The organism is Rhodospirillaceae bacterium (assembly GCA_016712715.1).
Lineage (GTDB): Bacteria > Pseudomonadota > Alphaproteobacteria > Dongiales > Dongiaceae > Dongia.
This window is the reverse complement of the sequence record JADJQM010000001.1, coordinates 69,797-90,367: the sequence shown is the minus strand read 5'-3', so window position 1 is coordinate 90,367 and position 20,571 is coordinate 69,797. Positions and strand designations below refer to the sequence as shown.

Here is a 20,571-nt window from a genome sequence, read left to right as displayed (position 1 = left end):
CGCTTGCCTGGTCGACGTTCAGATGCGCCCCAACCAGCGCGCCGTGATGAGACGCCAGATGTTGAGGCCGGACGGTGTCGAACTGCCCGCCGCGAACGGATCGTAGCCGTGCCGGCGCAACCGCTCAAGCTGTGCGGCGGCAAGTCGCCCCGGAAACAGCGCCGGCATGGCCCTTCTTGGTAGCCGTTCCTTCCGCGCTGCAACAAGAAGCTCGGCGGCACGTGCCGCCACGGATTGCACCACGGGTTGAAGGGCTGCACCCGGTTTCAGCTCAAGGAGCCGATCCGGGGAAAGTTCGGCCTCGGCCATATCGGCTTCGGGCAGCATGATGCGCCGATGCTGCGCGAGATAGGGTGTTGCGCGCAGGATGCCGATGAGACCATAGGCCGTGCCCGCCGCAAGCGCTGCCTTGCGCCAGACAGCCGGCGGTGTCGGCGCGCAGATCTCCAGCGCCAGCTCGCACAAGGCTCCGGCACTGGCCGCCGCGTAGGATTCGAGCTCGGCAAGATCGGTTGGCTGGCTGCCTTCGACATCGCGCTCGCGCGCATCGATCAATTGTGAGAGCAATGCGGGACTCAATCCGCGCCGCGCCACGACCTCGCCCAGCGCCTGCACCAGATGATGGCGATGGCCGCGCCCGGCCGCGATATCGGCCAACGCGTCGCGCCACCATTGCAGGCGGATGAGGCCCAGCATCGACTCGCTTACCTTGTCGGCGATGCCGGCCAGTTCCGCGTTGAAGGCATAGAGCGTCACCAGATCGGCGCGCTGGGCCGCGGGTGCCGCCAGCGCACACAGAAAACGATCGCGATCCACCAACCGCAACGCTTCCAGCGCGCGCACCAGATCGGCTTCGCCCTTGCTCATCGTTTCCACACTATTCCCATAATTTTCCAATGGATTAGGGGGAATCAGTTTCTATGCCACGGGGCATCCTATAGAATGCGCCCGATAGCCACACCGCTTTTGCTTTGGAGGGGTCAGCAATGAGCAAAATTCTCGAAAATCTACACAGGACGTTGGCGGCCGGCGTGGTGCTGGCCATCATCGTCTTCGCCATCGTCAATCTGGGCGGCTTCGATGCCGGTCCCTACATGTCGTTCCTGTTCCGCTTCATCCATGTCTGGTTCGGCATCCTGTGGATCGGTCTGCTTTATTACTTCAACTTCGTTCAGATCCCGTCGATGCCGAAGATTCCCGACGAGCATAAGCCCGCGATCGGCAAAGTGATCGCGCCGACCGCGCTCTACTTCTTCCGCTGGGCGGCCTTGGGCACCATCGTGTTCGGCCTGATCACCGCCGCGCACAACCAGTACATCGTCGAGGCGCTGACCTTCCAGGCCGGCTTCCGCACGATCGGCATCGGCATGTGGCTGGCGCTGATCATGGGCTTCAACGTCTGGTTCGTCATCTGGCCGAACCAGAAGCGCGCGCTCGGCATCGTCGAAGCCGACGCCGACACCAAGAAGAAGTCGGCCCGCACCGCGATGCTGACCTCGCGCATCAACACGATGCTGTCGATCCCCATGCTCTATTGCATGGTGGCCCAGCAGCAGGGCATCGGTAACTGATCCTCGGCCGCTTCGGCCGGATTGATCCGCCAAACGAACGGGGTCCTTCGGGACCCCGTTTTTTTGTGCCAAAACGTCACAGTCCCGATCGGGAACCAAGCTGATCCGCCATCGTTTCTAGTGGATCAGCAGCCAGTGCCGCAATCATCCCTCATGTCGTGGTGGATAGGGCGGCCAGCAGAAAGGTTCCCCCATGGCCAAGATCACCCTTCCCGACCTGCCCTATGCCCAGGATGCGTTAGCGCCCCACATCTCGAAAGAGACGCTCGAGTTCCATTACGGCAAGCATCACAAGACCTATGTCGAGACGCTGAACAAGCTGATTGCCGGCACCGAATTCGAGGACAAACCGCTTGAGGAGATCGTAAAAAACTCCTCCGGCAAGATCTTCAACAACGCCGCCCAGGCGTGGAACCATGATTTCTATTGGCACAGCCTTGCTCCCAAGGCGGGCGGCGAACCCGATGGCGTGCTGGGCGAGGCGATCGAAAAGAAGTGGGGTCCGTTCGACACCTTCAAGGCCGAGTTCGGCAAGGTCGCGGCGGACACCTTCGGTTCCGGCTGGGTCTGGCTGGTTCAGACTCCTGATGGCGGGCTCGACCTCAAGAGCACCAGCAATGCGCAGACGCCGCTGACCACCGCGGATAAGCCGCTGCTGACCTGCGATGTCTGGGAACACGCCTATTACATCGATTATCGCAACAAGCGGCCGGACTATGTCGGTGCCTTCTGGAACATCGTGAACTGGAAATTCGCCGCCGAGAACATGGCCAAGGGTGCCGCGGAAGAATCAACCAAGGTGCGCAAGGCTGGTTGACGCCACCAAACTCGATCGTCATCCCCGCACTTGGTGCGGGGATCCACGAGTTTCTATCGGGCGGACTCTAACTCGTGGATGCCCGTGCCAAGCACGGGCATGACAGATTGGATTTAGCGACTACACCGCGATCAAGGCCGCCGCAACCCAGCGGCCTTCTGCCATCAGCACATTAAAGGTGCGCGCGGCGGCCCCCGTATCCATCGGTTCGATGACGATGCCGTCGGCGCGCAACAGCGCGCGGAGGTCTCGCGGCACTTGCGTGAGGCGCGGACCGCAACCCAGCAGCAGCAACTTCACCTCGCCGGACTGCGCCGCCAGTGACACCGGCTGCAAGCTGGCCATGTCGAGCGCCGCCATCTCCGTCACGGCCCACATCAGCGTCTTCGCCGGAAATACCAGCACCGATCCCGGGTGGAGCACGTTGGCAATGCGGAAGCGGCCGTCGCCATAGGTCTCGATGATCTGGCGGCCGGCCGGTATCAGGGGTGTCACATCCATGATCCCCTCCTTGAGTTCAGATAACCGGAGCCTTCAAAAACACTCAGGCCTGCTGCGCGCCGGCTTCCGCCGTCTTGCCCTTGTCCGATCCGATGTTGCGGATGTTCATGTAGAGCAGCATCGGCGAGGCGACGCAGATGGTCGAATAGGTGCCGATGAGGATGCCCCAGATCATGGCGATCGAGAAACCGCGCATCGCCTCGCCGCCCCAGATGGCCAAGGCCAGGACCGAGAGCAGTGTGAGGCCCGACGTCACCGTCGTGCGCGCCAGCGTTTCATTGAGCGCATGGTTGATCAGCTGCGAGAGCGGCATGGTCTTGTAGCGGCGCAGATCGTAGCGGATGCGGTCATAGATCACGACCGTGTCGTTGACCGAATAGCCGGCGATGGTGAGGACCGCGGCGACCGTGGTCAGGTTGAATTCCATGCCGGTCAAGGCAAAGAAGCCGACCGTGGTCACGCAATCGTGGAACAGCGCCAGCACCGCGTTGATGCCGAACTGCCACTCATAGCGGAACCAGATATAGGCCATAATGCCGAGCATGGCGAAGAGCGACGCCCAGACGGCGCTCGACTTCAGCTCGTCGCCGACCTTTGGGCCGACCGACTCCGTGCGGCGATACTGCCACTCGGTGCCGAGTGATTCCTTAACCTTGGCAACGGCGGCCTGTGTCGCCACCTCGCCGCCATCCTGCTGCGGAATGCGGATGAGGACGACATCGGGGGCGCCGAATTCCTGCAGCGAGATCTCGCCGAGGTCGAGATTGCCGAGTTGCTCGCGCATGGTGCCAAGATCAGCGACCGGCGTCGAACTCTTCACTTCCATGATCACGCCGCCGGCGAAATCGATGCCGAAATTGAGACCCTTGGTGAAGACCAGGGCGAACGACCCCAGGATCATGATGACCGACAGGACGAGGGCGATCTTGTGCGGCCGCATGAAGTTGATGCGGGTGCCGGCGGGAACGAGGTGGAGCGGTTTGAACATCTGGATCTTCCTCGCTTCTTACAACGGCAGCGCTTTGGGGCGCGCTTGGCGGAGCCAGACCGACGTCATCAACCGTGTCACGACCACGGCGGTGAAGACCGAACTGACGATGCCGATGAGGAGCGTGATGGCGAAGCCTTTGATCGGTCCGGAGCCGAAGGCGAACAGGAACATGGTCGAAATTGCATGGGTGACGTTGGCATCGAAGATGGTTGCCTGCGCCTCGCGGTAGCCGGCCTCCATCGCATTGACCGGCGAGCGGCCATTGCGCATCTCCTCGCGCACGCGCTCCAGGATCAGCACGTTGGCGTCGACCGCCATGCCCAGCGTCAGCACCATGCCGGCGATGCCGGGGACGGTCAGCGTGGCGCCGATGGCAGAGAGGAAGCCCAGCATCAGGACGCCGTTGAGCATCATGGCGACATTCGCGAACACGCCGAACAGGCCATAGAGCACGACCATGGCCACGGCGATGAAGACAACCGCGATGAGGCAGGCGCGCTTGCCGGCCTCGATCGGATCGGCGCCGAGATCGGCACCGACCGTGCGCTCCTCCAGCACCGTGAGCGGCGCCGGCAGGGCGCCGGCGCGCAGCAGGATGGCGAGGTCGCGCGCCGATTCCGTCGTGAAATTGCCGCTGATGATGCCGCTGCCGCCCAGGATCGCATCGTTGATCTTCGGCGCGCTGATGATCTGGTTGTCGAGCACGATCGCAAAGCGCTTGCCGACATTTGCCTTGGTGGCGTCGCCAAATTTGCGCGCACCCACGGAATCGAATTTGAAGCTCACGATCGGCATGCCGCCGTCGAAACCCTGCTGGGCCTCGATCAACGTTTCACCCGACACCATCACCGGCTTCTTGATCCACAGCAGGCGACCGGGCTTGCCGTCATCATCGAGTTCGGGGAGCTGGATCGAGGTCGGCGGCGCGGTCCCGGTCGCTTCCGCGGTCTCGTCGACCATCTTGAATTCCATCTTGGCGGTCTTGCCGATGAGATCCTTCAGGCGCTGCGGATCGCTGACGCCCGGCACCTGCACGACGATGCGGTCATCGCCCTGGCGGATGATGGTCGGTTCCTTGGTGCCGGTCTGGTCGATACGCTTGTTGATGATCTCGATCGACTGTTCGACCGCATGCTTCTTCAGTTCGGCCAAAGCTGCGTCGGAGAATGAAATGCTGACGGCACCATCGGCGGCGATATCGAGCTGCATGCCCGTCGTCGCCTTGGCAAGCGCCGTGCGTGCCGCATCCAGCGCGCTGAGATCGCGCAGCTTGAAGCTGACCTGCTCGCCCTTCACGCCGAGATCGGTGTAGCCGAGCTTGGCATCGCGCATCGCGGCACGGACTTCGTCCTCGACGCCGTCAAGCTTGCCTTTGACGAGTGCTGCTGTGTCGACTTCATAAAGCAGATGCGATCCGCCCTGCAGGTCGAGGCCGAGGCTCACTGTGCGCGCCGGCAGCCAGGACGGCAGGTTGGCAACCTGCCCGGCGCTGAACAGGTTCGGCATCGCTGTGTAGAGACCGGCCAGCAACACCGCCAGGATCAGCGTGATCTTGAATTTTGAGAACTGCAGCATATCGCCCTATGTCCTTGACGTGGTGCCGGCCCGACTTTGCGCGCGTGGACCCGACCGCTTGAAATGCGACGGCCCGCCGGTTGATGGCGGGCCGTTCAGCGCAGATCAGGCGTCGTTGGCGCCTTCATTCTTGGTCTCGGCCTTGGCTTCGACGACTTTGCCGCCCTTGCCCGCCGGCATGGTGCGGTTGAGCACGTCCTGGATGGCCGAGCGCAGCACGCGCACTTTGACGCCGGGGGCGATTTCGACCTCGACATCGATCTCGCTGTCGACCGCCTTTGTGATCGTGCCGAGGATGCCGCCATTGGTGACGATCTTGTCGCCCTTCTTCGCCGCACTGACCAGCGCCTTATGTTCCTTCATGCGCTTCTGCTGCGGGCGAATCATCAGGAACCAGAACACAACGAAGATGAGGACCAGCGGCAGAAAGCTGGTCAGCATGTCGGCGGCGCCCGGCGCGGCGGCGGCCGTCTGCGCGTAAGCTTCTGAAATGAACATGAAATCTCTCCCTGCAAATTTTGACCGTCAGGGTACGGCAAACCGCCCCAACCTTCCCGAAAGGCGGGACTATAACCATCGGGCGGGGAAAAGCAATCGAGCGCTTTTCCTTATTTTTTATGTAGTTACCGGCCGTCAGCTGGCCGCGCGGCGGCGCAGTTCTTCGAGCAAGGCCTTGGTCGCGAATCCGTCCGCCGGCAACCTTGCTTCCAGCTGGAAGGCGCGGATCGCCTTGCGGCTCTTCAGCCCGATCACACCGTCGACGGCACCCGCCAGCAGGCCGCGATCGACCAGGCGCTGCTGCAGCTCTTCCCGTTCCTCGAGCGCCAGCGGCGGCTCATCTACCGGCCACGTAGCCTTCACCCCCGGCCCACCCATCACGCGCTGGCCGAGATAGGCGACCGACAGCGCATAGGAGGTCGAGTAGTTGTATTTAAGGATCGTCTTGAAGTTCTTGGTGACCAGGAAGGCCGGCCCCTTAAAGCCAGCCAGCACCAGGATCGACGTATTGCCCGGCAGGTTGGGCAGGGCCTGGCCGTCGATCGACTTCACGCCGAGCTTCTGCCAATGGCTGACCGGCTTGTCGATATCGAGCTCGGCCTCCTGATAGGGAAAGCCCTGCGGCAACTTCACCTCGAAACCCCAGGTGAGGCCCGGCTGCCAGCCGTCGCGCTTCAGATGGTTGGCGGTCGAGGCGAACACATCCGGCATCGAGGTCCACAGGTCGGGCGCACCCGAGCCATCACGGTCGACCGCGATGGTGAGGTAGTTCGAGGGGAGGAACTGGCTGTGCCCCATGGCGCCGGCCCAGGAGCCGATCATCTGGTTGGGCTGCACCTTGCCGGCCGAGACGATCTTCAACGCCGACATCAATTCGGTGCAGGCGAAATCCTTGCGGCTGGTGCCATAGCCGACATTGGAGAGCGCCTCGAACACATTGACGTCGCCGAAATTATTGCCGAAATCGGTCTCGATGCCCCAGATGCCCATGAGGGTGGCGGCACTGACGCCATACTCGGACTCGATCTGCGCGGCCAAGCCCCGCACTTCCGGCAGCTTCGCCTGTCCCTTGGCAATCCGCTCGGCAGACACGGCGCGCTCCAGATAGGTCCAGACCGGCGTCACGAACTCGGCCTGCTTACCGGCGCGGTCGCGGATCTTCGGGTTCTCGGTGACATCGGCGAAAGCCAAGCGGATAACCGGCTCCCGCTGCCCCTGATGGAGCGCATAGGCGCCGAAGCGGGCGACCCATTCGTCATAGCTGGCGGCCGTGCCGGGGCAGCTCGTCTGCGTGATCTGGGTAAAATCGGGGACGGCGGACGTCACGGCAGGTGCGGCCGGTGCTGGCGCGGGGGCCGGTGCGGGGGCAGCCACGACCGGCGCCGGGGGTGGGGGTGCCGCGCAGGCAGTGAGCAGCGCCGACAGCACCATCGCCGGGACGATCCTGCCCGCCTGCAACTTCGACTTTTCCAGCTTCACCAGCGCACGCATGAACCACCTTCTCCACGACCGAATCATGTGGCTGAGGATAGGGGGCAGCGGGGCGAATGTCACCGGCCGCGCCGGTCTTTCATTGCGCCCGCGCGCATGGCAGATTAGCCCAAGTTTTTATTAGGGTAATATCACCATGTCCCCCTCCCTCAAGGGATTGAAGGCGGTCGAGGCCGCGCTCCGCTTGGGCAGCTTCGTGGCCGCCGCCACGGAACTCAACGTCACCCAGACCGCCATCAGCCGCCTGGTGAAACTGGTCGAGGGGCAGATCGGCCAGACCCTCTTCGAGCGCCACGCCAACTCCCTCGTCCCCACCCCGGCCGGCCGCAGCCTGGCGCCCCTCCTCGACGATGCCTTCCGGCGCATCGAGGCCGCGGTCGACAGCGTGCGGCGGACTACCCTGCCCGGCCTCTCGGTCGCGGCCGGTCCCACCTTCGCCATGCGCTGGCTCATTCCGCGCCTGCAGCATTTCCAGCGCCAGCATCCGGGCATCGAGGTGCGCATGGTGACGGCGATCGACGATCATGTGACCCTGCGCCCGGACTGGGCCGCCACCATCCGCCTCAGCAGCGCGCCGCTGCCTGGCTTGCTGGCCGATCCCCTGTTCAGCGCCGCCCTCTTTCCCGTGGCGGCGCCCACTTTGGCCGCCAGCATCCGGAAGCAGGCCGACCTCCAGCACCACACGCTCCTCGAAGTGGCCCATGCGCCCAAGGAATGGCCGCGCTGGCTGGCGGAAAGTGGGCTCGATCCCGCGCGCTTCCGCCGCCGCCTCTCTTTCGACTATTCGACCTATGCGATCCAGGCGGCCCTTGACGGGCTCGGCATCGCTTTGGTGCGGGCACCCTATGTGCAGGACGATCTCGATGCCGGAAGGCTGGTGCGGCTCTTCGATCTCGCCCTGGTCGATCCGGGCAAGGCCTGGCACCTTATCTACCGCGCCGAAGCGCTGAGCGACCCGCCCTTCTCCGCCTTCCGCGCCTGGCTTCTGGCCGAGGTGCAGCGCAGCAGCGCACAAGACGGCTAGATTTGCTGCATATCTGCCATGAAGGCCGGCACCCTTGCCGCCGATCATGCGCCCTCTATGCTGCGGCGACGATTTCAGGGGATCTTGTTTCATGTCGGAGAATGCCGCGTCGCTGCACCGGAAGGGCACCTTGCTCGTCATCGCAGCGGCGATCTGTTGGAGCCTGGGTGGCCTCATTGCGCGCCAGATCACGGCCGATCCCTGGGTCATCGTCGCCTGGCGCGGTAGCATCGCCGCTTTGGCGCTGCTCATTTTCCTGCTCATCCGCGACGGAAAGCAGACGTGGAGCCATTTCCGCAATATGGGGCCGGGCGGCATCGGCGTCGGCATCTGTTTCGCCACCGCCTCGATCTCCTTCGTGATCGCCCTCCAGCACGCGACCGTGGCACTCATCCTGGTGGTGCAATCGACCGCACCGCTGATGGCTGGCCTCCTCGCCTGGGCCTGGATGCGCGAAAAGCTGGGCTGGCCGCGCATCATCGCCATGGCCGTGGCGCTGGGCGGCATCGCGCTCATGTTCTCGAAGGCCGAGGGACATACCGACGCCACCGGCACGATCCTCTCCGTGGTGATCGCGGTCGCCTTCGCCATCGCAACCGTGCTCACTCGCCGCTACAGCCATGTGCGCATGACGCCGGCCACCTGCCTCGGCACCGCGCTCATGGGTGTCATCGGCTTCGCCATTGCCGGTTTCGACGCCTTGCATATATCCAGCAGCGATCTCTTTTATCTGTTCCTGTTCGGCGCCGTGCAGTTGGCAATCGGCCTCATCCTCTTCACCACCGGAGCGCGCCTGATCCCGGCCGCCGAGGCAGCGCTCATCTCGCTCGTCGAAACCGTGCTCGGCGCTTTCTGGGTGTTCCTGTTCCTCGGTGAGAATCCCGGCGTCTACGCGCTTTATGGCGGCGCCCTCGTGCTGGCGGCGGTCGCCGGCAACACGCTCTACGACCAGCGCCGCGCCGCCCGCCAACCGCTCAACGTCGCATGACGCCGTTGACCTTCGGCATCATTCTGCGCGCCCTGGGGCCGTTCGCCGCCGGCTATTTCACATCCTACCTCTTCCGCGTGGTGAACGCCGCCATCTCCGACGATCTCATCGCCGAGCTTCATTTGAGCAACACCGATCTCGGCCTGATGACCTCGATGTATCTCTATGGCTTCGTGCTGTTCCAGTTGCCCCTCGGGCTGCTCCTCGACCGCTTCGGCCCGCGCCTGGTGCAGACCTGGCTGCTGATGCTGGCGGCAACCGGTGCCGCCTGGTTCGCACTCGGTGACAGCACTTTGAGCCTGGCCGGTGCGCGCCTGCTCATCGGCATCGGCCTTGGCGGCTGCCTGATGTCGGCCTTCAAGGCCAATGCCATGTGGCTGCCACCGGAGCGCCTGGCCCTCGGCAATTCGACCGTGGTGACCTTCGGCGGCCTCGGCTTCCTGTGCGGGACCTACCCCGCCAACCTCGCCGTCGACCTCATCGGCTGGCGGTCCCTTTTTGCCGTGCTGGTGGTCTTCACTCTCTGCGTCACCGCGTCGATCTTCTTCCTGGTACCGAAACGCGACGACGATCACCGCCCGGTGGCGCTCATCGGCCAGCTGCGCGGCTATCTCGGCATCTTCAAGGATCCGATCTTCTGGCGCGTGGCACCCATGGTGGCGGCCATCTCCGGCACCTTCATCGCGGTGCAGACGCTGTGGGCCACGCGCTGGATGACCGACGTTGGGGGTCTCGACCGCCACGCCGCCGGCCAACAATTGATGGTGCTGGGCCTCGCCTTCGCGGTGGGGTCTCTCCTCACCGGCATCATCGCCGATCGAGTGCAGCGCCACGGCATCGGCCTCAAAACCGTGGTGGCCGGCGCCTTCACGCTCTATGCCGCGGCCCAGCTCGCCATGATTTTCGCCCTGCCCGTACCGCTGCCCCTCATCTGGATCGTCTACGGCTTCACCGGCCAGGCCGCCAATCTCGGCTATGCAACCCTGGGCGCCCATTTTGGCCGCGACCTTGCCGGCCGCGCACAATCGGCCGCCAACCTCATGCTGTTCCTGGCCTCGGCCCTGTTCCAATCCTCGATCGGCTGGATTCTCGATCGCCTGGGGACAGAGGGCGGCACCTCGCCCATGACCAGCTACGCCATTGCCTTCGGCGCGCTCCCTCATCCTGCAGGTGCTGGCCTTCGCCTGGTACGTGACCGGCCGCTATGCCGCGCCGGCGCGCAAGGATTCGCGCTGACCGGCAAGCCGCCCCAGCACATGATCGGCTGAGAACGTCCCGCCGCCGAACTTGATGAGGACGAGCAGCGCCACCGCCCAGACGGCATGGGTGTCGAACGCGTTCGGGTAGACGAAGGTCTGGATCACCAGCGTCATGCCAAGGAGGGCCAAGGCTGCAAAGCGCGTACCCAGGCCCGCAAACAGAAAGAGCGGCACGGTGAGTTCCATCGCCATCGCCAGGGGCGCTGCGAGTTCAGGCGGAATGAGCGGCAGCTGATATTCATACTGGAACAGCGCCAGCGTGTTGCCATTGTCCCAGCCGTCGAGCTTGAGGAGACCGGAGCGCAGGAACACCACGCCGATGCCAAGTCGCGCCAGCAGCGCGATGAGGTCCTGGGGAATGCGGGCAAAGAGGCCGATAAGATTCTTCAGCAACATGATCATGTCCGTTCGCAAGAGTTGGCAAGGTGAAATCCGGTGAAGACATTGTCGCGCAGCAAGGGCGCCAGTGCCTGGGAGAGATCAAAATCGGCGGCGATCATCCCAGCCGCTTCCGCCGCCTCACCCAAGGTGAGACCGCGCATGAGGGTTCGCAGGAAGCCCGCCGCGGCAACGCTCAATGGCAGCAGCAGAACCTCGTCAAGCGGCCGCACGATGAGTACGCTCTCACCCGGCAGATCAGCACCGACAGGCACTGTCGCAGCCGCAACAGCATTGGCCTGCCAGATCGACAGGACGGGATAGGCCGAACTCAGAATCTCGGCGGTCGGATGCAGCGCCAGGACCAGGTCCGGCATCCGGTCCGGCGGCACGGCGGCAAGCGTCGTGCGGTCCAGGGGCGCGGCATCGGCACCGTGCAGGGCCACATGCCGATGCCATTCCAGCCGCGCGACATCGGCAAGATAAGAAAGCTCCCGCAGGGGCGCGAAGCCGGCAAGAAAATCGGCGAAGCCCGCGCCATATTCCATCAACACCGGCGAGCGCGGCGGCGAGACCTCGACGAAATGACGGGTGGATTGGCGGAAACAATCCTCGCCCAGCAACCGCAGGATCACCGGGAAGCGTGCCGCGAGGCAGCCGACCAAACTCGCATAGACATTGTTGCGGTGGAGGGCAAAGCGCGCGGCCGGCAGCAGCCCCTCCGGCACGGCCCTCTCCGTCGCCCACAAGGCGCCGGCGAAGGCGGCGATGCGATCAGGCGACGTCGGCATGCGGCACCTCCTCGGCGAGGATGCGATCGGCGCTGGCTGCTTCCGCGAGCAGGATACGCCAATCGGGCAAATCCTGGTCCCATTCGATCAGCGTCGGCAGCGGACCAACCACTCGCACCACCCACCGATAGAGTGCCCAGACCGCCGCCGAGACGCTGGTATTGTGCGCGTCGATCAGCACCTCGGCTCCGCCATCATCAACCTCGGCCATGTGGCCGGCGAGATGGATCTCGCGCACGTGATCCAATGGATAGTCGGCGAGATAGGTGCCGGAATCGAAACCGCAATTGCGGGCCGAGACATGGACATTGTTGATGTCGAGCAGCAGGCCGCAGCCGCTGCGGGCGGTGAGTTCGCGCAGGAATTCTGTTTCCCGCATGTCGCTGTCCTGAAGGCGCAGATAGAGCGACGGATTCTCGATGAGGATCTGCCGGCCGATGCATTCCTGCGTTTCATCGACATGAGCCACCAGCCGATCGAGCGCCGCCTCGGTATAGGGAATCGGCAGCAGATCGTTCATGAACGCGCCGCCATGGCTGGACCAGGCGAGATGCTCGGAAAAAAGCGCCGGCTGATAGCGCGCGATGAGCACGCGCAGCCGCGCAAGATGCGCCGGGTCCGGTCGCGCAAGGCCGCCCAGCGACAGGCCGACGCCGTGAAACGACAGCGGATAAATCTGCCGTGCCGCGGTCAGGGCCCGGTGCTGCGGCCCGCCGGCGGTGAGATAGTTTTCAGGATGCACCTCGATCCAGCCGACCTTCGGCGGCTGCGAGAGGATATCGGCATAATGCAGCGGCCGCAGCCCGATCCCGGCACACGCCGGGATCGGGCTGGTCATGTACTTGTCGGGGGAGACGGGCACTGACATGGCCATCACGATCTAGTCCTGCACGCGTCAGGATTCGATCGGCATCAGCGAGCCGGCCCGCTCCATGCCGTCCGGCAGCTTGATCATCGTCGTTTCGCAGCTGCCCTTCGGCACCAGCTTCCACGCCGCTTTGTCGTAATCGACCTTCGAGGTGCCGGCGCAGGAATTACCGCCTTCAGAGGCGCAATCATTCTGGCCGGCAAGGGCGATACCGAAGCACTTTTCCTTGGCGTCATCGGCGCTGGCGGGCATGGCGGACAAAGCGAGCGCGCTGAGCAGAGAGCCAGCGATGGCAAGGCTGGCAGTACGGCGATTCATGGGTTATTCCTCCTGATTAATAGCCCCGGAAGGGCTTACCCTGACCAATTCGACCGGCCTCCCCTGCTTGTTACGTGACCCAGCGCAAATCGATGCGGTTTACCGAGCGGACCATTTTCTTCATGATGCGACAGGCCGCCGCGTAACAGCGGCACATGGGGGCCGTATAGGGGACTTAGGTGTGAGCGATTTGGAAGACGAACTGGCCAGTTGGATGCGCGCGGCCCAGGCAGGCGATGCTGCGGCCTATCGCCGGTTGCTGAGCGCTCTCGCCGACATGCTGCGCCGCTGGGTACGACGGGAACTGGCACGCCAGGGTTACGAAATCGCGGAAGCAGAGGATATCGTGCAGGAGACGTTGCTGGCCATTCATCTGAAACGGGCAAGCTGGGATGCGGACCGGGCGATCCTGCCCTGGCTGCGGGCCGTGACGCGCCACAAGCTCATCGACAATCTGCGCCGGCGCGGCCGCCGCATCATGGTGCCGGTCGACGACGTGCTGGAGACGCTGGCGGCACCCGAACCGGAACGGAGCTTGTCCACCGAGGCGCTCGACCGGCACCTCGCCACCTTGCCTCCGGGCCAGTCGCAGGTGGTGCGCGCTATCTCGATTGATGGCCTCTCGCCCACGGAGACAGCCCAGCGCCTGTCCCTGAGCGAAGGCGCGGTGCGGGTCGCCTTGCATCGCGGCCTCGCGGCCCTGGCGGCTGCCGCCAGAAGGAGTGAGACATGAAGACCGACGACCTCATCGCCAGCCTGGTGGCTGACCAGGAAAGCCCACCCGCATCGCCCCGGCGCACCTTTGCCTATGCGGCACCGCCGGCCTTGCTGGTCGCCTTCCTCATCTTCATGTCCTTCCTCGACATGCGGCCGGATCTCGGCGATGCCCTGCAAACCTGGCGCTATCTCTTCAAGGTACTGGTCAGCGCGAGCATCGCGGCCTTCGGCCTGATGCTGCTGTTCCGCCTGGCTCGGCCGCAGCATGGTCTCGCCACCGACGGCAAATGGCTGGCCCTCGCCTTGGCGCCGCTGGCCTTGAGCCTGATACTTGAAATCGTCATGCTGCCCATGGACCGCTGGTCCGCAAGCGCCATGGGCTTCAACCCGGAATATTGCGTGACCCTGGTGCCGCTGATCGGCCTCGTTCCGCTGGCGGCGGCGCTGGTGACGCTCCGTCACGGCGCGCCGCAATCCCCGACGGGAGCCGGCGCCATCGCTGGCTTCGCCGCCGGCGGGATCGGCGCCTTCATCTATGCCCTGCACTGCGACAACGATTCCCCCTTCTATGTCGCCATCTGGTACATGGCGGCCGTCGGCATCCTGACGCTGGTGGGGACGATCGCCGGCCGGTTCTATCTGCGCTGGTAGAACGGCGCCACCGTTCACGATGAGTTCCCAGCCGCTCTCTTGCCCGAACCTTGTCCCTGCTAAGCGCGGCGATTGCCATCTCGTGACCCGTTGCGGGGCAGGTTGGCGAGACGATTCCTTTCGACTATGCTGCCGCCATGGGAACGACTCAGACACAGACCGTTGAACGCACCTTGCGCGCATTTGCGCTGCTTGAGGGCATCCCCGAACCTGAATTGAAGGCGCTGGAGGCCCGTTGCCGCTGGCGCGTCTGCGACAAGGGCCAGACCGTCCTCGACAAGGGTGCCACCTCCCGGGATGTGTTCTTTGTTCTCAGGGGTTCCGTCGCCGTCGTCACCTTCTCGCCCTCCGGCAAGGAAGTGACACTGGCCACCGTAAAGCCCGGCGAATCCTTTGGCGAACTGGCGGCGATCGACGAGCAGCCCCGCTCTGCCAGCGTGACGGCAATCGAGAAATCCGAGCTCTGCATCATGCCGCCCGAGGTCTTCATGGATCTCGTGCGCAGCAATGCGGTCGTGTCCTTCCGCTTGCTGCAGCGCATGGCGCGCCTGGTACGCCAGAGCGGCCTGCGCATCATGGAACTTTCCACCCTCCAGGCAGCCCAGCGCGTCTATGCCGAATTGCTGCGCATGGCCCAACCGGAGCCGGCCGTGCCCGGCCTCTGGGTCGTGCGGCCCCTGCCGCCGATGCATGAGATCGCCGGCATCACCCGCACCACGCGCGAAACCGTCAACCGCGCCGTGAGCCAGCTCTATCCGAGCGGCCTCCTGAAGCGCAAAGGCCGCAACCTCTATCTCATGGACAAGACCAAGCTCGAAGAACTGGTCCAGACCCTGCAGGCCCATCACAGCCACAAATAGCCGGGTTGGCACAAATAGCCGGACTGGAGCATTTTCCGTCGACGCGGAACGCCATCATTCCCCTCCCACCAGTTCCTGAAGGTCTGGCTATGGATATTGTCGGGCACGAGAAACCCACACTAACCTACGGCCACTACTCAGAAGGCAGCACCTTCGACATCATGTGCCGAGCGCTCAGAAAGTTGAAGTACCCTGGCTACACTCCACGGTAACCTTCGCTTCTCTTCGTTACGGCAGTTCCACACGCCGCCTCGGCACCATCAGGCTATTGTTGGCAGCATCAGCAAATTCCGCCTCATGTGTCGCTAAGAGAACTGCCGAGACCATCCTTGAAGCGACAATCGCCTGATTTGGCGTAACAAAGCCGACCTGAGGGAAGAAGGCCTTGTCTGTAGGGCGCGGCACTGCATTTGAGAATGAGTAGAGGGAGTAGGTCGCCGGTATGTCGACCGCGAGATGAGCCATCGAGACAATCAACGCGATACGGGAGAAGACCCCAGAAACAAAGATTGAATTTCGATCAGAGATGGGGGAGTTGAGTCCGATTGGCCAGTTGGTGAACCCATCATCATTCCTGTCGATGATAGAGACAGCTAGGATGAGTTGTTCCTTTAGATTGGCAATCGCATTTCCGAGTACTCGGTCCCGTACTGTATAGAGGTCTGAGTAACGACGGTTCGGATCATCAACGTGGATACACATCCACGCCAAGCCCTCAAACTTCCACAACCATCGTACGATCTGTTCCGCCTGAAGGTCAGTCAGTCCGCGTCCATTTTCGAGATCGTCAAACGCCTCTTCTACTGGCCGTTCAAGTTCCGTACCCAGGGTGGAGTTGCAGTCCTTACAAAGCGGTATGGTCATGGAGTTTGGAAAAATGCGATTCTCATCGAGCCAACGCCATTGTTCATGTGCCGTGAGCGTCCGTCGGATCAACCATCTAGGCCAATAATGCTCTTTGTTCATAGCCCGCCCAACTCGTTCGCAGCAAACGCATCGCAAGCGAACATGGCTGCTCAGTTTTGCTTGACTGGCCCTGCGCGCGTGACGATTGCTCACATCAGCCTCCTATCCATTGAGCCTTTCAAGAAGACGCCGGACTGCTGTAGCTGTCCACCGGCCCTTGCGGGATGCTTCGATACCTTCTTCATTCTGGCGGGACGCCTTCAGGGGGGAGGCCGGGAGGGGGGCAGCACTCAGTCCCCATCCTGGCAATTGCCACCCTTGCCCCCACTTGGTCAGATCACCCCTTCAACGCGCGCAGCGTCGTCGTGACCCGGCTGATCGTGGTGAGCCAGCACAGCGCCCCGAACATCCAGGCAAGGGCTGCAAAACTCCCCGGCCACAGCAGCATGACCATGAACACCAGGACCGTCTCGGTGCCCTCGGTCAATCCGCCGAGATGCGCAAAGCCCTTCTTCTTGTCCGCATCGACCGGCCAGTGGCGCTGTGCCGCAACGATGGCGAAGGACAGGAAACTGGTCCCCGTGCCGACGAAGCTGAAGATGAGAAAGGCCGCCGCCACCGCGTCCTGCGGGCGAGCCACGGCACAGGCGAAAACAAAGCCCGCATAGAACAGGAAATCGAGCACGATATCGAGATAGGCGCCGTGATCGGTTGGCCGGCCAGCCGCGCGAGCGCCCCGTCGATCCCGTCGCAGAGGCGGTTGGCGAGCAGCAGCAGCAGGCCCAGCAACGGTGCGCCCAAAGCAATCGCCGCCATCGCCGCGAGACCACAGCCAAATCACGCCCAGGTCACCTGGTCGGCGGAAAAGCCGCGCGCCTTGGCGCGGCCGGCGAGGTCTTCAAGCCATGGATCGATGCGCCGGCGGACGGCGCGGTCCAGCATCAGTCGTGATCCGTTTCGACCGGCACCGTGTTCGGCGCAGGCACCGGACGCTGCGCCTGCAGGCGACGCTGGGTCCGGTAGGCGATGGGCAGCGTTGCGAGGTAAGCGAGCAAGGTGAAGAACAAGGTCGCCCAAGGCACGCTCACCAGCATCGAGACATAGACGACGACGCCGATCATCGTCGGCAACACCCAGGCCTGCGTCACGCGTACCCGCTTGAACGAGAAGGTCGGCAGGCGGCTTACCAAAAGGCCGGCGACGACGATCAGGAAAATGCCCACGAACACGGGCGCGCGCAGGAAATCGGCACCGAATTCAAGCCAGGCGATGAGCGGCATCAGCACGAGGCCGGCACCGGCCGGTGCCGGCACGCCGGTGAAGAAGCGGCTGGTCCAGGCCGGCAGATCGGCATTGTCGAGCTTGGTGTTGAAACGCGCAAGACGCAGCGCCATGCAGGCGCTGAAGGCCAGCGTCAGCGCCCAGCCGAAGCCCTTCACTTCCTGCGTGCTCCACAGGAACATGATCATGGCGGGTGCCACGCCGAAGCTCACGAAGTCGCTCAAGGAATCGAGTTCCGCGCCGAACTTGCTGGATGAATCAAGAAGGCGCGCGATACGCCCGTCGAGCGCGTCGAAGATGGCGGCGATGAGGATGGCGAGCACCGCCAGTTCCCAGTGACCCAGCAGCGCCTGGCGGATGCCGGTGAGGCCGGCACACAGCGCCATGATCGTCAGCATGTTCGGAATCAGCCGGTTGATCGAATGGTCGCGCAGCTTGGGGCGTCTGATCATGGCACTTACTCCGCTTGAACGATTTCAGCGCATCTCGCCGAGGCGCGCCGCTTCTTCAGACCGCAAATCCGCCAGCACGGTTTCGCCAGCTATGGCGGTCTGACCGACGCTGACCAGCGGCTGCACGCCGTCGGGCAGATAGACATCGACGCGGCTGCCGAACCTGATCATACCGTATCGCTCGCCCGCGCGCAGCTTCTGCCCGGGCCTGGTCCAGGTGAGGATGCGTCGCGCAACGAGGCCGGCGATCTGCACCACGCAGATATCCTGGCCATCGCTGGTGCGCAGATGGAGCGAGCTCCGCTCGTTCTCGTCGCTGGCCTTGTCGAGTGCCGCATTGACGAATTTTCCCGGCCGATAGGCGCTGCCCACGACCTCGGCATCGATCGGGGCGCGGTTGATATGGACATTGAACACATTCATGAAGACGCTGATCCGCGTCCTCGGCCGCTGGTCGAGGCCCAGTTCAGCGGGCGGCACCGCCGGTTGAATCATCTGCACCACGCCGTCGGCTGGGCTGATCACCAATCCCGCTCGGTTCGGTGTGATTCTATCCGGGTCACGGAAAAAGTACGCACACCAGAGGGTAAGAACGACGCCAACCAGCCCCAAAGGCATTGCCAGCCACCACAGCAGCGCCGTGGCCAGTGCAAAAATGGCCACAAACGGCCATCCGGCACGGTGAATTGGACATAGGACTTTGGGCGTCAAGATGTTCCCTCGCTAGCGTGGCGCCAAGAACCACAGAAGAATGAGGTTCTGTTAGCTAATGGCCTGATTTGCCACAGATCGGGCACGGCGTCACGGCCGAATTCACGCGTCACTTTGGCACTTTTTCTACACTGTCATGATAAGTTTTTACACATCGTTAAGCGAGACAACCTAGCATCTGCAGCGACGCGTTCAGAGGACTCGATATAGTGACGATTGAGATGCTTGCCAGCCATACCCTGCCGCCCGGGGTCGATCAGATGCATATCGATGCCGGTGGACACCTGCGCATCGGTCGTGGCGGTGGGTTGGTGGAGTTTGGTTTTCGTTTCATGGATATCCCCTTTACCGCCAATACCCGCCAGATTCAGGCCGGTCCGATCGTGCAGATATCGGGTGAGATCGCGCCGCTGCCCTATTCCGCCGAAGGCATTGTCGTGCGCCGTTCCGCCATCGCCATCATCGACGCCAGCCAGGAACTGGCCCATACGCGTCTCGCCATCAGCAAGCACAAAACGATCCTGTGTGTCGGCAAGGCGCCGCTTACGGAGCCCTGGACGCCGGTCGACCTCATCGCCGCCGCGGCCAGCGTCATCCTGGAGGTGAGGCCCTTTTTGCAGATCCTCGCCGAAATCCTGCCGTCCTGGCCCAAACCGCGCACGGCCGACTGAACCGGTCCGCTATTGCGGCAAGGTCAGCACCTGGCCCGGATAGATCAGATCCGGATCGCGAACCCGTTCCCTGTTCGCCTCATAGATCACGCTGAAGCGCAAGCCGTCGCCATAGGTGCGGCGCGCCAGCCGCCAAAGTGAATTGCCCGGCTGCACGATGATCTGCTCGCCGCTCGGCGTGAGCGATGCAAAATCGGGCTGCTCGATCGGCTGCGCGATGCGCGATCACCTTGCCGGCGGCATCGACCTGGTCAACCCGCAATTCGTGCCGACCGATCGACAGCCCGGAACTGGGCATGAAGCTCCAGCGCCCTTGCGCATCGGCATCGACCGATCCCAGCAGCTTGTCGTCAAGATAAAGCGCCAGCTTGGCATCGGCAGGCGCGCGGCCGGCCAATGTCATGCGGCCGTCCTTGTTGAAATCGATGACATCGAGCGTCGGCGCCGTGGCGGGGCCAACCGCGACATCGCCGCTGGCCGCCGAACTCGGCATGTTGAGGATCTCGCTGGGGCCGTCGCCGGTCTGTGGTACCGACAAAGCAAGCGCGCCCGCCGGGGCAGCCACCGCATTGCCGGCGATATCCTTGGCCGGCGCCGGCACCACCACGATCACCATGCGCTCGGATTGCAGCGCCGCACCATCCTCCTCGGCGGCCTGCAGCGTGAACTTGTGCTCGCCCGGCGCCACGGCGCTGTTGGGCAGCAGGACCCATTCGCCCCGGTCATCCGCCTTGGCCGACCCGATGACCTTCCCGTCGTCGAGGAGGGTCACCGTGGCGCCCGGCTTGGCCCTGCCGGCGATGACCGCGTCGCCATTCGGGTTGATGCGCACCACGTCGAAGCTTGGCGCGGTCGCCGGCCCGCCGTCGGGGCGGCCGCGTTGTCGACGACGCTCGTGCTGCCCGGCGCGGTACTTGCCGTTTCGATGGTGTTGCTGGGGGCGGCCGGCGCCGGTGTCTCTGTTGTTGCGACCGACCCGGCCGGTACGGCCTCGGTCCCCGGTGCCGCCGCCGCCGGCGTTTCGCCGCCATCACCGGCATCGTCGCCTTCTTGCTGGGCGATCGCGTAAATGAGACCGGCTGCGAGCACCACCACCGCGGCACCCGTCACGCCGATCAAAGCCAGCCTGGACATGGACCCTACCTTCCCGTTTCTTGACCGCGGCCCGACCCCTCGAGACCGCTTTGGCGCAGGCTAAACCCATGTCCCGCAACAGGCAATCGTTGCCGGATCGATGGTCATTGAACTGTCG

At 63.7% G+C, this 20,571-nt stretch carries 24 protein-coding genes and 1 pseudogene; 9 read left to right on the top strand and 16 right to left on the bottom strand.

What is annotated here, in order from left to right:
- Positions 1-18: 18 nt before the first annotated feature.
- The gene (locus tag IPK59_00510) at positions 19-867 is read right to left on the bottom strand and encodes a squalene/phytoene synthase family protein (protein ID MBK8157345.1); all 849 of its coding nucleotides are present in this window, start codon (positions 865-867) and stop codon (positions 19-21) included.
- A 119-nt stretch (positions 868-986) separates the two neighbouring features.
- Here IPK59_00510 and IPK59_00505 point away from each other — a divergent pair, with 119 nt between their 5' ends.
- Together IPK59_00505 and IPK59_00500 are read left to right on the top strand one after the other, a co-directional pair.
- Positions 987-1,571, top strand: a complete 585-nt coding sequence (locus tag IPK59_00505) for a urate hydroxylase PuuD (protein ID MBK8157344.1) — start codon at positions 987-989, stop codon at positions 1,569-1,571.
- Between the two features lie 193 nt (positions 1,572-1,764).
- The gene (locus tag IPK59_00500) at positions 1,765-2,388 is read left to right on the top strand and encodes a superoxide dismutase (protein MBK8157343.1); all 624 of its coding nucleotides are present in this window, start codon (positions 1,765-1,767) and stop codon (positions 2,386-2,388) included.
- 120 nt (positions 2,389-2,508) lie between these two features.
- On the opposite strand, the gene IPK59_00495 is transcribed toward IPK59_00500, so the two are convergent.
- The 5 genes from IPK59_00495 to IPK59_00475 form a co-directional block, all read right to left on the bottom strand.
- Positions 2,509-2,889 (bottom strand): Mth938-like domain-containing protein, encoded by a 381-nt coding sequence (locus tag IPK59_00495; protein ID MBK8157342.1) that lies wholly within the window; start codon positions 2,887-2,889, stop codon positions 2,509-2,511.
- Positions 2,890-2,932: 43 nt separating this feature from the next.
- Positions 2,933-3,877 (bottom strand): protein translocase subunit SecF, encoded by a 945-nt coding sequence (secF, locus tag IPK59_00490; protein ID MBK8157341.1) that lies wholly within the window; start codon positions 3,875-3,877, stop codon positions 2,933-2,935.
- Positions 3,878-3,895: 18 nt separating this feature from the next.
- On the bottom strand, positions 3,896-5,455 hold the full coding sequence (gene secD, locus IPK59_00485) for a protein translocase subunit SecD (GenBank protein MBK8157340.1): 1,560 nt from the start codon (positions 5,453-5,455) through the stop codon (positions 3,896-3,898).
- Between the two features lie 105 nt (positions 5,456-5,560).
- Entirely contained in the window at positions 5,561-5,953 is a 393-nt protein-coding gene (gene yajC / locus IPK59_00480; GenBank protein MBK8157339.1) for a preprotein translocase subunit YajC, read from the bottom strand.
- 135 nt (positions 5,954-6,088) lie between these two features.
- Complete coding sequence (locus IPK59_00475) at positions 6,089-7,444, bottom strand: lytic murein transglycosylase (protein ID MBK8157338.1); 1,356 nt, start codon at positions 7,442-7,444, stop codon at positions 6,089-6,091.
- Between the two features lie 136 nt (positions 7,445-7,580).
- On the opposite strand from IPK59_00475, the gene IPK59_00470 reads away from it, so the two are divergent.
- The 3 genes from IPK59_00470 (at position 7,581) to IPK59_00460 (ending at position 10,724) form a co-directional block, all read left to right on the top strand.
- Positions 7,581-8,468 (top strand): LysR family transcriptional regulator, encoded by an 888-nt coding sequence (locus tag IPK59_00470; protein MBK8157337.1) that lies wholly within the window; start codon positions 7,581-7,583, stop codon positions 8,466-8,468.
- Between the two features lie 91 nt (positions 8,469-8,559).
- On the top strand, positions 8,560-9,456 hold the full coding sequence (locus IPK59_00465) for a DMT family transporter (GenBank protein ID MBK8157336.1): 897 nt from the start codon (positions 8,560-8,562) through the stop codon (positions 9,454-9,456).
- On the top strand, positions 9,453-10,724 hold the full coding sequence (locus IPK59_00460; GenBank protein ID MBK8157335.1) for an MFS transporter: 1,272 nt from the start codon (positions 9,453-9,455) through the stop codon (positions 10,722-10,724). Before IPK59_00465 ends, IPK59_00460 begins: the two co-directional genes overlap by 4 nt.
- Here IPK59_00460 and IPK59_00455 read toward each other — a convergent pair.
- Genes IPK59_00455 through IPK59_00440 form a run of 4 tightly spaced genes read right to left on the bottom strand, consistent with a single transcriptional unit; the run spans position 10,659 to position 13,070 of the window.
- Positions 10,659-11,117, bottom strand: a complete 459-nt coding sequence (locus tag IPK59_00455) for a DoxX family protein (protein ID MBK8157334.1) — start codon at positions 11,115-11,117, stop codon at positions 10,659-10,661. The two genes, IPK59_00460 and IPK59_00455, sit on opposite strands and share 66 nt — an antisense overlap.
- Positions 11,114-11,884 carry a putative DNA-binding domain-containing protein gene (locus IPK59_00450; GenBank protein ID MBK8157333.1) on the bottom strand — a complete coding sequence of 257 codons (771 nt, stop codon included), beginning with the start codon at positions 11,882-11,884 and terminating at the stop codon, positions 11,114-11,116. Before IPK59_00450 ends, IPK59_00455 begins: the two co-directional genes overlap by 4 nt.
- A complete protein-coding gene (locus IPK59_00445) occupies positions 11,868-12,752 on the bottom strand; it encodes a DUF692 domain-containing protein (GenBank protein MBK8157332.1) in 885 nt (294 codons plus the stop codon). The genes IPK59_00450 and IPK59_00445 overlap by 17 nt, the downstream gene beginning before the upstream one ends.
- Positions 12,753-12,779: 27 nt before the next feature.
- Positions 12,780-13,070, bottom strand: coding sequence for a DUF2282 domain-containing protein (locus tag IPK59_00440; protein ID MBK8157331.1), 291 nt, complete (start codon positions 13,068-13,070; stop codon positions 12,780-12,782).
- A gap of 181 nt (positions 13,071-13,251) precedes the next feature.
- On the opposite strand from IPK59_00440, the gene IPK59_00435 reads away from it, so the two are divergent.
- From IPK59_00435 to IPK59_00425, 3 genes are all read left to right on the top strand, one after another.
- Entirely contained in the window at positions 13,252-13,803 is a 552-nt protein-coding gene (locus IPK59_00435; GenBank protein ID MBK8157330.1) for a sigma-70 family RNA polymerase sigma factor, read from the top strand.
- Positions 13,800-14,438 (top strand): DUF1109 family protein, encoded by a 639-nt coding sequence (locus IPK59_00430; GenBank protein ID MBK8157329.1) that lies wholly within the window; start codon positions 13,800-13,802, stop codon positions 14,436-14,438. The genes IPK59_00435 and IPK59_00430 overlap by 4 nt, the downstream gene beginning before the upstream one ends.
- Before the next feature lie 137 nt (positions 14,439-14,575).
- Positions 14,576-15,298: a Crp/Fnr family transcriptional regulator gene (locus tag IPK59_00425; protein ID MBK8157328.1), complete on the top strand. Its 723-nt coding sequence runs from the start codon at positions 14,576-14,578 to the stop codon at positions 15,296-15,298.
- Positions 15,299-15,526: 228 nt separating this feature from the next.
- Here the strand turns inward: IPK59_00425 and IPK59_00420 are convergent, their stop codons facing one another.
- The 4 genes and pseudogenes from IPK59_00420 to IPK59_00405 all read right to left on the bottom strand — a co-directional run bounded on the left by IPK59_00420 (position 15,527) and on the right by IPK59_00405 (position 18,651).
- Positions 15,527-16,264, bottom strand: coding sequence for a hypothetical protein (locus tag IPK59_00420; GenBank protein MBK8157327.1), 738 nt, complete (start codon positions 16,262-16,264; stop codon positions 15,527-15,529).
- 277 nt (positions 16,265-16,541) lie between these two features.
- Positions 16,542-17,146 (bottom strand): annotated as a pseudogene (locus IPK59_00415) (CDP-alcohol phosphatidyltransferase family protein).
- Positions 17,146-17,937 (bottom strand): CDP-diacylglycerol--serine O-phosphatidyltransferase, encoded by a 792-nt coding sequence (gene pssA, locus IPK59_00410; GenBank protein ID MBK8157326.1) that lies wholly within the window; start codon positions 17,935-17,937, stop codon positions 17,146-17,148. Before pssA ends, IPK59_00415 begins: the two are co-directional and overlap by 1 nt.
- 24 nt (positions 17,938-17,961) lie before the next feature.
- Positions 17,962-18,651 (bottom strand): phosphatidylserine decarboxylase, encoded by a 690-nt coding sequence (locus IPK59_00405; protein ID MBK8157325.1) that lies wholly within the window; start codon positions 18,649-18,651, stop codon positions 17,962-17,964.
- A 206-nt stretch (positions 18,652-18,857) separates the two neighbouring features.
- Here IPK59_00405 and IPK59_00400 point away from each other — a divergent pair, with 206 nt between their 5' ends.
- A complete protein-coding gene (locus IPK59_00400; GenBank protein ID MBK8157324.1) occupies positions 18,858-19,319 on the top strand; it encodes a hypothetical protein in 462 nt (153 codons plus the stop codon).
- A 79-nt stretch (positions 19,320-19,398) separates the two neighbouring features.
- Here the strand turns inward: IPK59_00400 and IPK59_00395 are convergent, their stop codons facing one another.
- Positions 19,399-20,151 carry a hypothetical protein gene (locus IPK59_00395; protein ID MBK8157323.1) on the bottom strand — a complete coding sequence of 251 codons (753 nt, stop codon included), beginning with the start codon at positions 20,149-20,151 and terminating at the stop codon, positions 19,399-19,401.
- A complete protein-coding gene (locus IPK59_00390) occupies positions 20,088-20,453 on the bottom strand; it encodes a hypothetical protein (protein MBK8157322.1) in 366 nt (121 codons plus the stop codon). Before IPK59_00390 ends, IPK59_00395 begins: the two co-directional genes overlap by 64 nt.
- Positions 20,454-20,571 lie beyond the last annotated feature (118 nt).